Below are 14420 nucleotides of genomic sequence, written 5' to 3' on the forward strand. Positions count from 1 at the left end.
GAGACAGTAAACAGAAAATAATATGAAAGAAAAAGGTTACCTTTTTTTACCCGATAACTTCGATACTTTTACTGTCGAAGAGTGCATAGATCATTTGAATGTAGAGTTTGTTCGATGGAGCGATTTAACTCGCTCTGTGGATCAGGTTCAGAGCTCAGTTTCATTAACTGAAGTTCAGGAACATCTATCGCACTATCCTGTTGATCAGCTTGTTGTGATTTTACCACCGACGTCTGTGTCTATGATGGAAGTGACGGTTCCAACTAAAAAGACTCGTCAACTTAAGCAGGCGTTGCCTTTCATAGTTGAAGAGCAGTCAGCGCAAGATCCGGATAGTCTTCTTTTGGTGTCAGATTACAAGCCAGAAGGTAATCAACTAAATGTCATTACTCTTGATAAGACGCTTTTAGAAAAGACGTTATCAATTTTTCGTTCACTGAATATTGATGTTGATGATGTGTATTCTGTTGAACAGTTATTACCAACGTTGGAGCAACAGCTATTGATTGCTACCGACGATGATATGGCGTTTGTTTCTCATCCGAGATCCAAACCCATTTATCTGCCGATTAAACAGTTGCCATGGGTGTTAAAGAAATTCGTTGCGCAGGCAGAGACAGATGACTCGTTATTAAACATAAAGCTCGTTATTTCTGAATCATCTACTCATTCGTATGCCGACTTGCAGGAGATGATTGAAGTTGCCTTACCTGAAGGGCAGGCAGTTGATTTCTATTCGGATAAAATCCCTGATTTATATTCTTATTTAGTGTCGTTCGCTGGCACCGCATCAAATCAATCTTCTTACTTCCAAAGTCTTTTAGTTGGGTCATACAAGCCTAAGAAGCAGTCCAATCAATGGTGGAATGTATTGGCGCCGACGTTGGTCTTTGGTTCTGTGGTTCTGTGTTGTCATCTAGCGTTGACTTTGTACAGCGGATGGCAGTATCAACAAAAAGCCAATGAGCTTCAGTCTCAGATTTATTCAACGGTCAAGAAAGCCATCCCCAATGCACGCCTGGAAAAGCTACAAAGTGATCGGGCTTTACGTTCAAAAATTAAGTCGACGTTATCTTCCGGCAGCGGCAGTACTGCAAGTGCTCAATTAAATAGCGTGACTTCAGACATTATTACTGCGCTTGTTACTTTGAGTAAGGAATCGAAAGGGAAGGCTCAGCAACCTTATGTTCAGCGCTTATCTTATCGTGCAGCGACAGGTGAAACCCAGTTGGAACTTCATGCTAATTCGTTTGCACAAGTTGATAACTTTAAAGAAAAACTTGTTGGCGCGGGCTATCAAGTCACAGTTGGATCAGTAACTAATGACGGTGGCCTTTTCAAAGGTCGAATCATATTGGCGAAGGAGGGCTAAAGAATGCAAATTACAGAAAAGCTAATTCAATCGCCTTTAGTACAGCCACTGTTGGTTCAGTGGAATCAACTGTCAACCAGAGATCGTCTGGCACTGAAAGTACTTTCAGGGTTCTTTGGTATATTTGCTCTCTACAGTTTGGCGGTAAAACCTGTATTGGACTTTGAGGTAGCTCAAGCTAAGTATTACGAAAGTCGGTTAGAGTTTCTTAAGGAAATTAAGAGTTACGAGCCAGAACTAAGACAAGCAACTTCTGGTGGTAAGCAATCTGGTGGGGCATCTACTTCCCTGATCAACCGTTTAGCAAGATCGAATGGAGTCGGGATCAAGCAGATTAGTCCTGATCGTGATAATCAGGTTCGAGCTACGTTTGATAATGTGAATGCACTAGCTTTACTTGGTTTGGTTCAGGAGCTTTCTGAAAAGCACGGTGTTGTAGTGATGCAGGGAACCATTGATCGACGTTCGCCTGGAAAAGTGAACGCTAAATTGGTATTCGGTAGCTAAACTTCAGAGGTTTCTTCAAGCTTTGTTTTATTTTGGTGTTCAACGAGTTACGTGCTAGCTTATAGTAAGAGCTAGGTGTTTAGGGAGAGTTAAAAGTGGGCGATAAGTTCGATAAAAATGACCTGCGTTTTGTTAAAGCTGACAAGGATGCTGCCGGCGATCTGAAATCTTTGCTCCTTCATGTATATGAAGATGAGCCAACTTTCCGTTATCTTTTCAATGCGAACAAGCCCGCCTATTCTCAGCGCGTTCGAGCAACCATTCGTGAAGCCGTACACAGTTATTTTGACGATGATCATACCGTGATGTGCTTATACCATAAGCATCAGTTGATTGGTTGTGTGTTCATTGGTACGTCAGACGAAGAACTGAATGTAACTCATAACCCTATCTGGTACGCCAAAATGGTGCTCACCGCAGGGTTTGATGCCACTGATCGCTACATTAAGTATCAGCAAACGCTGGTGACTTCTATGCCTCAACATCCATGCATTGTTCTTCCGCTAATGGGGGTTCATCCAAAATTCAGAGACCACGGTTGTGGTCATTATCTTATGGAAGCCACTCTCGAATACTGCGAGAAGTATTACGATAAACCAGGCATTGGTGTTGAAGTAGCTAATCCCGACTATGTTAAATTCTGCGAAGGTTTTGGTTTTGAAGTAATGAACCAAATTAACCTTGGAGAGACTTCTACTACTGTACTCTATAAGTCTTTCAATTGATTTCGGCGTTCATTGCCGTATCAATTTCAATCTAACTAGGACATCCCATGAAGCAATATGATTTATTTGTAATCGGAGCCGGGTCAGGCGGCGTCCGAGCTGCTCGTATGGCTGCGGCACAAGGCGCTAAAGTCGCAGTAGCTGAATCCCGTTATTTTGGTGGTACATGTGTCAATGTTGGTTGCGTACCTAAGAAGCTGTTTGTTTATGCCTCTGAATACTCTCATATTGCTAAGTCATCGCAGGGGTTTGGTTGGGACATCAATATCAACGATTTTGATTGGAAAACCCTGCTGAATAACAAAAACAGTGAAATTGATCGCTTAAACGGTATCTACGGACGTTTATTAGATAACTCCGGCGTCGATGTTTTTGAAGGCGAAGCAAGGATTTCTGGAGCTAGTACCATCAAAGATGTAGCTGAAAGTGAGGGCACTGTTTCCAGTACTCATAGAATCAGTGTTAACGGTGAAGAGATCGAGGCGAAGAGGGTATTAATCGCTACCGGTGGTTGGCCGGTGAAGCCGGATATTAAAGGCGCTGAATTGGCGATTACCTCCAACGAGTTTTTCTTTCTGGATGAGTTACCTAAAAAGGTCGTTGTCGTTGGTGGCGGTTATATTGCAGTTGAATTCGCCGGTATCTTAAATGGCTTAGGTGTTGAAACGGTGCTTTCTTATCGTGGAGACAAAGTGCTTCGTGGTTTTGATGAGGATGTGCGTAGTCATCTTACTGAAGAATTATCAAAGTCCGGTATTCGTCTTGATCTGAATCGTTCACCCGTTGAAATCGTTCAAGCCGATTCTGGTTATCGTGTCGAGTTTAGTCAAGGTGAATCAGAGCGTGCCGATTTGGTAGTGTTTGCTACGGGTCGAAAGCCTCTGACGGAGAGTCTTGGATTAGAAAACACGTCTATCGAGCTGGATGCCTCAGGCGCAATCAAGGTTGATGAGTTCTTTGAAACATCTGAGCCAGGTATATTTGCTCTGGGTGATGTGATTAATCGAGTTCAGTTAACCCCTGTGGCTCTGCATGAAGCGATGCGTTTCGTGGCTAATGAATTTAAGGGGCTTCCTAAACAGGGCATGGATTACAGTGATATTGCCTCGGCGGTCTTTTCACAACCTAATGTCGGTACTGTTGGTCTTAGCGAGGAGCAAGCTCGTGAACAGTATTCGAATATCGACATTTACCGTTCAAGTTTTCGGGCCTTAAAAGAAACCATCTCTGGTTCTGAAACTAAAACGCTGATGAAAATTGTGGTTGATAAAGACTCTGACAAAGTCATTGGGATGCACATGGTCGGAGACCATGCAGGGGAAATTATCCAAGGGTTTGCTGCCGCCATGAAAATGGGAATTACCAAAACTGTGCTTGACTCTACGGTCGGTATTCACCCAACCAGTGCAGAAGAATTTGTGACTATGAGAGAGCCTGTTTCTTAGAGTTTTTTGTTTAGAAATTCCTGGGATTTACTTCAACATTTGTTACGCTTGTATTTGAAGATAAGAGTGGCTAAACAAGCCACTCTTTAACCACTTCTTCAAGTTCTGATTTCTTAAAGGGCTTGGATAAATAGGCATTCATACCGACTGCTATCGCTTTCTCATTGGCCTCTGCAAGCGCATTTGCAGATAGGGCGACAATGGGTGTCTCATTGTTCAAACTGCTGTTGTTACGTATCTGTTGAGTGGCTTGATAGCCATCCAGGACAGGCATTTGAATATCCATGAATATGATGTCGTATTCTTTCTGACGGCACTTCTGAACGGCTTTAAAACCATTCTCGGCCACATCCACGGCGATACCAATCTTTTTGAGCATTGCGACAGCAACTTTTTGGTTTACCGGGTTATCTTCTGCAAGGAGTGCTAAACCAAGTTGCTCGCCATCCACGTGAATAAAATTTTGAGATCTAACTTGATTGTCAGCAATTGAAGAGGACTGACGATACGGAAGTGTTAATGTACAAGAGAAGGTTGAGCCTACACCTTCCTGGCTTTGGACTTTGAGGTGTCCGCCCATCAGTTCGAGCAGGTTCTTGGAAATAGATAGCCCTAAGCCAGTTCCTCCGTATTTACGAGAGGTCGATGTGTCTGCCTGATTGAACGATTCAAACATTTTCGACAGCTGTTTCTTTGAAATACCAATGCCGGTGTCAACAATATCAATGGTAAGTTCGAGTTGGTCAGCTTTGATTTTTTGTTGATGTGTACTGATTTTTACAAAACCACTCTCAGTGAACTTAATTGCATTACCTGCGAGGTTCAGTAGCACTTGTCTGAGGCGGGTAGGGTCGGATTGAACTGCGAGATCAAGATTAGGATCCATCTCTAAGATGAAGGGAAGGTTTTTATCCTCAGCGATAGGTTCAAGTGTCTGATGAACCCCTTTAAGTAGCTCAGGCAGTCTGAAATAGACAGATTCAATATTCATCTTACCACTCTCAATACGAGAGAAATCCAAAATATCATTTACGACCGTGAGTAGATGTTCTGTGGAGTTGATGGCGGTTTGGACGTAATCGCTTTCTTCTTCCGAGAGTTTGCTGCCTTGAAGGAGCTGAAGCATACCCATCACGCCATTCATTGGTGTTCTTAGTTCATGAGACATGACGGCTAAAAACTGGCTTTTTGCATAGGAAGCTGCTTCGGCTTGTTGTCGCGCGTTCTTAACTTTTCTTAAGTCTTCCGCTCGTCTGGTCTCATGTATCTCTAAGCTTTCAGCTAAAGAATTAACGTTTTTCTGAAGATGACCTAACTCTGATTGAGTTGTTATGGCAACTCGAGCCGAGTGGTCTCCCTTGGTCAAAGTATGCACTGTTCTAGACAGTTCTAACACGGGTTCAGACAGAGAACGGCCGATTCGCCAAGCAACCAGCATTGCAAGTAAAATCGCAGGAAAACCAATGGATAAACCGTGAAGAATAATCTGATTGTGCTCTTTTCGAATTTGATCGCTTGAGAGAAGAACCACAACACGACCCAATTCCAGATTATCTATGGTTTCTTTTTTCCCTTGCATTCCGATATCTCTGAATGCAACTGGCTTATATATTACGTGGGAATATTCATGAAGGTTAGGGCGGTTGATCTGGCGGCAATCACCACGTTTGTAAATTAGAGACTTTTCTTTAATGACTTTTACACAGAGTACTTCTGGGTCTACTAAGGCGTGGTCGGCATGTGGGTCCAGATAACTTCCATCGCCACTAAAAAGAAGAAGTTCTGATGAGGTGGCCAGTTGAGCGGCAAGTAACGTACCTTTCTCGTCAAATCGATCAATAGTATCGCCAAAACGTGTATAGATAAAAAAGGTCACCAATAACGTCACAATCAGAAGCGAAGGGACCACACCAAGAAACATAGTGCGTTGAAAGATGGTCATATGATTGAAGTTCATAAGTGAACATCCTTAGCTTCTTTTCTTGTAACAGTACTGCTAATTTCTGATCTTAGCGGCAGGTCCAGAGAAAGTGTTCGCGCCGCAGTAGGGTTGGTTTCGTACTGCTGTGTTTTGGTGAAATAGATGCCGGGGAGGTATTCGTCGTTTTGAAATTGGTTAGAGAGTTCGATGGCGGTTTCCGCAATGTTGATGTCAGTAACGTGGAGTGATGCGATACTGCCAGCCTGAACAAAAGCCTTGTTTGGACCAAAGATAGGTTTGTGTTCTCGGTAGGTGCTGAGCATGATTGCCCGAAGTGTAGCGGTATTGAAAATGCTGTTGTCAGTCAATGCAAGAACAGCATCATTGTCTTTAATTATTTCTTTAATATCTTTATCAAACTTAAGCGAACCATAGCTACGGTATCCTGAAAGCTTTACGCCTTCTGCTTTGTTCGTCGCTAAATATTTATACTGAAGTTCTGAGTTTCTACTGTAGAAAACAGCAATATTAAGATCTTGCGCCATTACAGTTTGGGCTAACGTTAGCTGGTCCACTGGTGATGGAACAGGAATTAGGAACGCACTCGTGGTTATGTCTGATTCATTTGGTTGGTGGCAAACATACAGAATTTGCAGATGTTCTAATTCGTTACTTATTTGGCAATCGTAAAAAATAATGTTGTCTTGAGGGCTAAGATTTGAAGGTATAGAGCGTCGAGGTTTAAACCCATGATTGAAATAAAAATCAGTCAGTTCTTTAGATATCTTAGGGGAAATAACGTAGAACTTGGGCTCTTTAGCGTGTGTGAGACTGGACGCTAATAGAAAAAATAAAGCAGATACGATTATTCTTATGTTTTGTTGTAATTTCACGTTAGGCCTCACGGTCGTCATCCTTGAACCGCGTTGTAGCAATCGTTAATTCCGCACAGGAATATGATTTGGTGCGTCAAGAATATAACAAACCATGCTTTGATCCAAACATTCGTGATTATTTTGACGGGGAATCTTATGAGTGGTCTTGACTGATCCGAATGTGTTTTTCATGTGCTCTATAAGTCCTGCGCCTTTCAGAGAGTCTCTGAATAAGGCGCAGGATATAAGCGATTAGTCTCTGACATTTAAAATGTGGAGTAGGTTGTTCATAGGTTCCTTAAATATTAGTGCTTGATATTAATTCGTTCGCACGCTTCATGACTCGGTTTGCGGTCTTAACCTTTCGTTTCTTAAGGAGAATATCCGCAAGATTTAGGTACTTATCTGCCATGGCTTTTCGTATAGATATCAACGGAGGGAAATTGTCAGGCAAGTCTTGAGACAGGGTTTCAACTTCCTTATAAAGCTTATCCATTGAAGAGACTTGTGTTGTGGCGCTTACCTTTGATGTAAGAGTTTCAAAACTGTCTTTATAAAAGACTGTGGCGGCTTGATATGGATAGTCGAGTTCTTGTCCTTCGGATATTTGCTTGCTGTAGGCAGAAAGCTCAGTAATAGCCTGTTTAAGTTGTTGCCCAAGAGCCAGTAGTTCTGCAACCGATTCTGTTTTACTGAAAAAGACATTCCCTACATCAATCAGTGATTCAAGCTTTGAAACATCATGACTTTTCATGGCTGAGTTAAATTGCTTTTGGTAAACCTTTGACTCAATTGAGGTAGGAATAGGACGATAGTTATTGTCTATGTATTTCAATTCTTCCAGAAGATAGAAAATACCGGACCCTGTTCGATCATAATTACCTTTTCGGAGTGATGCATGGAGTCTTTCATCAAGTGCTTGAATGGCTGCCTGCTTTCCTCGAGTAACCGTAATTGCTTGTTTAGTTAAGATGTGGGAGTCAGGATAAAAATCAAGGATTTCGTTGAGGAGCTTTTCTGCTTTAGGGTAATTGGGGTATTCATGCTCTCCGTCATTGAGTGCTTGATCTACTTTCTTCTCATAGCTCTCAATGAGTGCTGGACCGTGAGCTCGAAGTAGACCTTGCTTTTCGGTCGCAGTGATCGTGTCGAGGTCTTGAAGTTGGTTTAGAAACTGATTTGACGGTATTTGGGTTAAGCCTTCAATGAATTCGCTGTGGGCAACTCGTTTTGCAAGCTCAGCTTGAATGCTGTCCAGCTCAAGATGTTGTTGGTATGTAAACCAAGATGCGACTCCAATTGATCCTACAAACCCTGCAGCTAAGGCAACTTTGGGCCATGGATTAGCGGAGAAGGATTTTATGATGGTCGAAATATCTTGCGTACGATCTTTGTCATCCAAATGGAGCGCTTTTTGTAGGCACTTCCACTGAGATGCATTTAAGTGGCTTGGCTTCTTAGTTGTTTTCTTTTGCTCTTTCGCTTTGTTGGCGGGTAGCCGGTCATATGGGTGTTTACTGGTCAGAAGTTCATAGGCTAAACAGGCAAAAGAGAATACGTCATCTTTGAACGAGGGAGCTGAGCCTTCTAAAAGCTGTGGGCTGGCATAAGCTGGTGTATATCCACCATTCACCGAAGTTAGTTGATTAGAGTCCGCAGAATACTGATCCTGATTTACTTGTACGGCTTGAGCAACACCGAAATCTAATAGTTTGATATGGCCATTTCGGGTTAGGATGATGTTCGCAGGCTTCAGGTCTGTATGAACGATGCCTTGTTGATGAGCATAAGTAAGTGCGGCACTGATTTGCTCCAGAAGTTTAATCGCCCCTTTGAGTTTTAACCCCTTGGGCTTTGAGCGCTTGATAATTTGATCAAGAGTTTCACCGTCGAGATATTCCATAATTAAAAAGTGGATATCGCCATCAGAGTCAACATCGTATAAACGTATAATGTTGGGATGTGACAGTCGGCGGGTTTTGTCTGCTTCCTTCATAAGAAGCTGTAGGGCTTCCGGTTGCTTCACAAACTCAGGTTGAAGCACTTTTATAGCAATGTATCCGTCTTTGATGCCGGCTCGTTCCAGTAGGAGATCTTTTGCTCGATATATGTCACTCATGCCGCCAGAACCAATTTTTGATTCAAGCAAATAACGATCTTTAATACACTGACCTTCGAGAGACTTAACTGGTACTTTTTTACTAATTGAGCGATTTAAATCGGCTTGAGTCTTATCATTATCGATATCAGTAACTGTTGACTCAGAAGAGGTGGGTGTTGCCTGGGTTTTGGATTCAGTTGCTTCGACGTTTTTCGCGACTTTTTTATCAGTCATGAGGACCTCGCTTTCCTTAGCTTTAGACTCAGAATTTTCTATCGTGTGCCCTTGTTCATTCACTTCAGAACAAAATGAATGAACATCCTTGGGCGTTTTACCGTGAATGAAATGGCTCTTATTATTCACTGACTTCAATGCCGCGAAGTTTAACACCAGCTTCCTGTTTGGAGCGATGGCATATTCAATGACGTTTAAAGATTCTTTTTCTTTTGTGGATTAGGTCGCATCTTTCGAGTTGACCTACTTTCGCATAAAAACTAACCTCCGCCAGCATGAAGATCCTTGATGCAAATGCATTAGACAAGATGTCGAAAAGGGGAATTTCAATGGATTGCTATGGAACACGGATATGTTGTTAGAGTTAACTGTCGTTAGCTACCATCGTTTGTCATCACGACAAGAGGCGGTGAAAACCTTTGACCAATTTGGTGGGACTATTGGCCGGTCAGAAGCCTCAGACTGGTATCTTCCTGACCCTGAGCGTGTTGTGTCTGGGACGCATGCCCGTATTGAAAAACGCGGCACGTCTTTTGTTATTACGGACCTCTCTACCAACGGTTTGTTTGTCAATCGATCTGTCACCCCGCTTGGGACAGACAATAGCCATGAGCTTAATGATGGTGATTTTCTTTCTTTGGGCGAGTACGACATTGAAGTTCGTTTAATCGTTGAAAGTACCATTGAACCTCAAGTAGCTGTAACTCCGGATTTTAATGATAACTCTGTCGCCAAATCTGAACTAGGGGGCGGTATTCCTTTATCTGACTTCTCAAAATCTGAGTTTCAAGGCGCGGCAGATCCCGTATCTCATCAAAATGCAGCTCATCAGAGCGGCATAAATGCCGACTCAGTTCTATCAATGGATGCAACCTCAGTTTCCAGTGCATTAGATGATGATTTTCTTCCCCCGCAGCCGAACATTATTCCCGAAGAATGGGCCTCTGAATTTAGTAATTCCGTTGTTAGTGCTGACCATGCTAATGGAGCAAGTACTAATAGGGTCAATACAAATACGGTCAGCGCTACTTCAACTGTTATGCATGAAGGCATTACTGCTGGGCACAATGAAGTTAAGGAAACAGGGCACTCCTTTGCTCCTTCAACCCTTAATAATAACCCTGAACGAGTTGGCCATAGTCAAGGACATGAATTGTCCGCCTTTATGAAGGGACTTGGAATCTCTGAAGATATGATACCAACTGAAGCGACTGATCAATGGTGGGAACAGTTAGGCGGATCTTTCCAACAGTTGCTGATGGGGTTAATGGACACACTAAGGGCGCGCTCCTCTGTGAAAAGTGAATTTCGTGTGAATCAAACCACTTTTCAGCAGAAGGAAAACAATCCGCTTAAATTCTCCGCAAACATTGATGATGCTTTCCATAATTTGTTCAACCGTAAAGGTCCTAGTTTCTTACCGGCAGAGCAGGCCATTAAGGATGCATTTGAGGACATTAATCGACACGAAGAAGCGATTATGGCGGGTGCAAAAGCCGCAACCTTTGGTGTTTTAAATCAATTGTCTCCTGACGTTATCACCGCTCAAGATTTCAGGAATGGAGTATTCGATAAAATGACGCCATCAAGAAAACAAGCCCGATATTGGCAGACTTATGTAGAACTTTATCAAGACGTTAAGAAGGACGCTTCTTTGGAAAATAAGCGAGCCATGAACGATGAATTTACAGCGGCTTATGAAGCATCGCTAAAAGGTTCTGAAGAATAAATACACTGTTAACAATCATCTGGCTTTATGAATGATTGAATTACATACAGATTACTAAAGTTTTCTCGAGGACTATGAAATGAAGGGAATCAAGCGCTTCTATCGTTCGTTTTTACTGGTTGGTCTAATGGCATCTGCTTTGATTGGTTGTCAGAGTATATATTCCGTTTTTCCACCATCAACAGATTTTCACTTTAAGGTTTCGGATTCGCTGAATCCTGATCTTGACGGACGTCCGTCGCCTGTGGTGGTTAAAGTCTATGAACTGGCATCTCGTACACGATTTATCAACCAAGATTTCTTTGTGCTATACGATGCTCCGGCGTCTGTTCTTGGTGTTGATCTGCTAAAGACAGAGGAGCTTGAGTTTCAACCCGGTGAAAATTTTGAGTTCAAAATGTCATTGTCTCCCGCAGCTCGTTATGTCGCCATGGTTGTGGCTTATCGAGACATAGAAAAAGCTCGCTGGAAAGCAATTGTCGAAGTTGATCCGACTGATTACGAGAATCTGTACGTCTATATGGATGAGTTAGCTGTTTACATTCGTGAGCATGATCTGGATATAAATCGTAATGAAACCCAGCAGGTTGCCAAGAGTGATGAGTCTGCCGCTGATCTTGAAATTCCTGAAGAAGTTAAAGACGCAGCTCAGGAAGCTGACATAGAGGACGTAATGGAAAAGCCAACAGCTAAAGAGTTGGCCACCGACGCGAAAGATGTATTAAAAAGCAAGATTTAACTTGTAGGACATGAAAATAAAAGGAAGTTATAGATGAGTAATGTCAGCCGAGTTTCATGGAACGAAGGAATGTTCCTGAGACCACAGCATTTTCAGCAGCAAGACCGTTATTTTACGCATACTCAGTCAAGTCTGATGGCTCAGATTAATGCTTATGCCTGGGGTGTTCATGATTATGAAATTGATGAGCAGTTTCTGGCACTAGGTAAATTTGGGTTACAGCACATCAATGGGATATTTTCGGATGGCACCTTGATCCAGCTTCCTAAATCGGACGAGTTACCAGAAGTTATTGATGTTCCAAAAGGGTGTAAGGATGAGTTGTTATTCTTGTGTTTGCCTGTCGATAAGTACAGTGGGATTAATATCAGCAGTGAAGATGATACCAGCATAACTCGTTTTAAGTTTTTAGATCATGATGCAGTAGATAACTCCTTGGGCGGCGATGCCTATGAAACCATCCAATTAGCAAAACTCCGTACAGTATTGAAATTAGAATCTGATGATATGTCTGGCTATGTTTCGATTCCTGTTGCGAGAGTTATCGAATTAACTGAAGACGGTATTGTTCGTCTTGATAAAAAGTTTATTCCTCCGCTGTTAAATGTGCAGCATAACTCAAGATTGCTAACATTGATTCGTGAAACTATTGGAATGATTCGCCAGCGCGCAGAAGCGCTCTCTGCTCGTATTTCACAAGGGCAGGGGCGAGCCAGCTCGATTGCTGATTTCTTAATGCTGCAAGTGCTGAACCGTTATGAACCAATCTTTAAACATATCGTTTCAACCTCAGGTATACACCCTGAAGATTTGTATATTCATTTCATATCAATGGCTGGTGAACTTGCTACATTTACGGCAAAAGATAAGCGGGCCCCTGAATTTGAGAAGTACCAGCATGACAACCTTACAACTGTTTTCGGAAATGTCATGGTCGCTCTCAATCAGACATTAAGCGTGGTGTTAGAGCAGACGGCGTTAGCATTACCGCTGGAACAAACCAAGTTTGGTATTCATGTCTCGCCGATTAATGATAAGTCTTTGCTTGAAGATGCTCAGTTTGTCATCGCGGTATCGGCTGATTTGCCTAACGATGAAATCCGTAAGCATCTTCCTGCTCGTATAAAAATAGGTTCGGTTGAGCAAATTCGCGATCTTGTAAATAACCAGCTTCCCGGAATCACTATTACCGCTTTACCAGTTGCGCCTAGGCAGGTGCCATACAATGCTGGTTATCATTATTTTCAATTAGATAAAGCAAGTGACTATTGGCCACGTTTGGCTAGCAGTGGTGGTATTGCTTTGCACCTTTCAGGAAATTACCCAGGGCTCAAAATCGAGTTGTGGGCTATTAAAGGGTAGTGATTGTAAGGACGGTAACGGGATATACCGTCTGTAGTCACTAAAACATGCAAACAAGGATTTGTTGCAGATGACAGATAAAACAATATTAAAACCTCGTCCGGGTGGACGAGGAGCAAACAAACCTACCTCAAGTAAAAACACACCTGATACTTCTTCGTTAGACGTAAGTGATGATAAAACGGTGTTGTCGTCGAATGACCGACCCACTTCTGTACGCCATAAGGCTGAGATAGTGGCTATTGGTGATAATCTGCTTATTGATGAAGCCAGTACAATTTTCTCCGTCATTGCCAAAATTCGTAGTACTCCAAAGCATCATGATGTAAATACCCTGAAGCGTCAGTGTATTGAAATGATTAAAACGTATGAGCAGGCGTTACGGCATAAGTCCATTTCGGGAGAGCAAATAGAGTCGGCCCGATACTGTTTATGCTCATTTATAGATGAAACTGTTCTCAATACTTCTTGGGGCGGTCAAAGTGAGTGGGGGGCTGAAAGCCTGCTCTCGACTTTCCATAATGAAACTTGGGGAGGAGAGTATTTTTATACGTTGATTCAATCTTGCATTGCCAATCCTAGTGAACACCTGTTGCTTCTGGAGCTTCAGTATCTCTGCTTGTCTCTGGGCTTTAACGGAAAGATGCGTATTGAAGAACGTGGGGCTGAAAAGCTTGAAGAAATACGGGAACAAGCTTACCGCGCAATCCGGACACAGCGAAACGAACATGAAAGGGAGCTGACACCAACTTGCAAAACCAGTGTTGAGTATGGTTCCTCAAGCTCAAAGGAATTTCCACTGTGGGTGTTGTTGTCGTTGATTGGGGCACTTTTGATTTCGGTGTACATGTTTTTCAGCTATCAAATTAATGACTACTCAGATGGAGTCTACCGTGAGTTGAGCGCGCTAGTTCCTTGGACTGAAAGCGAACCTGAAGTGCTTTCAATTAAGAATAGGGATGAGTCAGTTCGTTTAAGACAGCTTCTTCAGACTGAGATTCAACGAGATTTACTCGAAGTCATTGATTTATCAGGTAAGATCCGTGTACGAATTTCTTCAGATAATCTGTTTAAGGATAAAGGGACGCAGATTAAAGAAGATTTCATGCCGGTCCTAGCAAAGTTGGCTCGTGCGCTAGAGTCAATTTCTGGTCGAATTCTGGTTGCTGGGCATACCGATGACGAAACCATCTTTTCAAGTAAGTATCCTTCAAATTGGCATTTATCGTTAGCCAGAGCGAATGCCATTTCGGATGCGCTCGCAAGTAAGACCGATCTACATGGACGTTTATGGCCAGAAGGTCGTGGGGAAGCAGAACCTATCGTTCCCAACGACTCGGATGAGAACAGGCGAATGAATCGCCGTATTGAAATAGATCTTCTGCCATAAGTTTCACAACAAGGAATTAA

At 42.6% G+C, this 14420-nt stretch carries 11 protein-coding genes; 8 read left to right on the top strand and 3 right to left on the bottom strand.

Annotation, left to right across the window (positions count from 1 at the left end):
* Positions 1-22 precede the first annotated feature (22 nt).
* The 4 genes from gspL (at position 23) to gorA (ending at position 4049) form a co-directional block, all read left to right on the top strand.
* Positions 23-1372, top strand: coding sequence for a type II secretion system protein GspL (gspL, locus tag ACFOEK_RS11930; RefSeq protein WP_386721062.1), 1350 nt, complete (start codon positions 23-25; stop codon positions 1370-1372).
* Positions 1373-1375: 3 nt separating this feature from the next.
* Positions 1376-1879, top strand: a complete 504-nt coding sequence (gene gspM, locus ACFOEK_RS11935) for a type II secretion system protein GspM (protein WP_386721064.1) — start codon at positions 1376-1378, stop codon at positions 1877-1879.
* 95 nt (positions 1880-1974) lie between these two features.
* The gene (locus ACFOEK_RS11940) at positions 1975-2604 is read left to right on the top strand and encodes a GNAT family N-acetyltransferase (RefSeq protein ID WP_386721067.1); all 630 of its coding nucleotides are present in this window, start codon (positions 1975-1977) and stop codon (positions 2602-2604) included.
* 47 nt (positions 2605-2651) lie between these two features.
* Positions 2652-4049 (top strand): glutathione-disulfide reductase, encoded by a 1398-nt coding sequence (gene gorA / locus ACFOEK_RS11945; RefSeq protein WP_386721070.1) that lies wholly within the window; start codon positions 2652-2654, stop codon positions 4047-4049.
* 70 nt (positions 4050-4119) lie between these two features.
* Here the strand turns inward: gorA and ACFOEK_RS11950 are convergent, their stop codons facing one another.
* From ACFOEK_RS11950 to ACFOEK_RS11960, 3 genes are all read right to left on the bottom strand, one after another.
* Positions 4120-6006, bottom strand: a complete 1887-nt coding sequence (locus tag ACFOEK_RS11950; protein WP_386721073.1) for an ATP-binding protein — start codon at positions 6004-6006, stop codon at positions 4120-4122.
* Positions 6003-6863, bottom strand: a complete 861-nt coding sequence (locus ACFOEK_RS11955; RefSeq protein WP_386721076.1) for a hypothetical protein — start codon at positions 6861-6863, stop codon at positions 6003-6005. The genes ACFOEK_RS11950 and ACFOEK_RS11955 overlap by 4 nt, the downstream gene beginning before the upstream one ends.
* Before the next feature lie 280 nt (positions 6864-7143).
* Positions 7144-9180, bottom strand: a complete 2037-nt coding sequence (locus ACFOEK_RS11960) for a serine/threonine-protein kinase (protein WP_386721079.1) — start codon at positions 9178-9180, stop codon at positions 7144-7146.
* A gap of 352 nt (positions 9181-9532) precedes the next feature.
* Here ACFOEK_RS11960 and tagH point away from each other — a divergent pair, with 352 nt between their 5' ends.
* From tagH to tssL, 4 genes are all read left to right on the top strand, one after another.
* Positions 9533-10909, top strand: a complete 1377-nt coding sequence (gene tagH, locus ACFOEK_RS11965) for a type VI secretion system-associated FHA domain protein TagH (protein ID WP_386721081.1) — start codon at positions 9533-9535, stop codon at positions 10907-10909.
* A gap of 79 nt (positions 10910-10988) precedes the next feature.
* Positions 10989-11648 carry a type VI secretion system lipoprotein TssJ gene (tssJ, locus tag ACFOEK_RS11970; protein ID WP_386721084.1) on the top strand — a complete coding sequence of 220 codons (660 nt, stop codon included), beginning with the start codon at positions 10989-10991 and terminating at the stop codon, positions 11646-11648.
* A 33-nt stretch (positions 11649-11681) separates the two neighbouring features.
* The gene (gene tssK, locus ACFOEK_RS11975) at positions 11682-13010 is read left to right on the top strand and encodes a type VI secretion system baseplate subunit TssK (RefSeq protein ID WP_386721087.1); all 1329 of its coding nucleotides are present in this window, start codon (positions 11682-11684) and stop codon (positions 13008-13010) included.
* 70 nt (positions 13011-13080) lie between these two features.
* A complete protein-coding gene (gene tssL, locus ACFOEK_RS11980) occupies positions 13081-14400 on the top strand; it encodes a type VI secretion system protein TssL, long form (RefSeq protein ID WP_386721090.1) in 1320 nt (439 codons plus the stop codon).
* The last annotated feature ends 20 nt before the right edge of the window (positions 14401-14420 follow it).

The sequence above is a fragment of the Litoribrevibacter euphylliae genome, assembly GCF_042646085.1.
Taxonomy (GTDB): domain Bacteria; phylum Pseudomonadota; class Gammaproteobacteria; order Pseudomonadales; family Litoribrevibacteraceae; genus Litoribrevibacter; species Litoribrevibacter euphylliae.

Coding starts and splice junctions, on each gene's coding strand:
- tssJ (WP_386721084.1), top strand. CDS start 10,989: ATGAAGGGAATCAAGCGCTTCTATCGTTCGTTTTTACTGGTTGGTCTA.
- ACFOEK_RS11960 (WP_386721079.1), bottom strand. CDS start 9,180: ATGACTGATAAAAAAGTCGCGAAAAACGTCGAAGCAACTGAATCCAAA.
- ACFOEK_RS11950 (WP_386721073.1), bottom strand. CDS start 6,006: ATGAACTTCAATCATATGACCATCTTTCAACGCACTATGTTTCTTGGT.
- tssK (WP_386721087.1), top strand. CDS start 11,682: ATGAGTAATGTCAGCCGAGTTTCATGGAACGAAGGAATGTTCCTGAGA.
- gorA (WP_386721070.1), top strand. CDS start 2,652: ATGAAGCAATATGATTTATTTGTAATCGGAGCCGGGTCAGGCGGCGTC.
- gspL (WP_386721062.1), top strand. CDS start 23: ATGAAAGAAAAAGGTTACCTTTTTTTACCCGATAACTTCGATACTTTT.
- gspM (WP_386721064.1), top strand. CDS start 1,376: ATGCAAATTACAGAAAAGCTAATTCAATCGCCTTTAGTACAGCCACTG.
- tagH (WP_386721081.1), top strand. CDS start 9,533: ATGTTGTTAGAGTTAACTGTCGTTAGCTACCATCGTTTGTCATCACGA.
- tssL (WP_386721090.1), top strand. CDS start 13,081: ATGACAGATAAAACAATATTAAAACCTCGTCCGGGTGGACGAGGAGCA.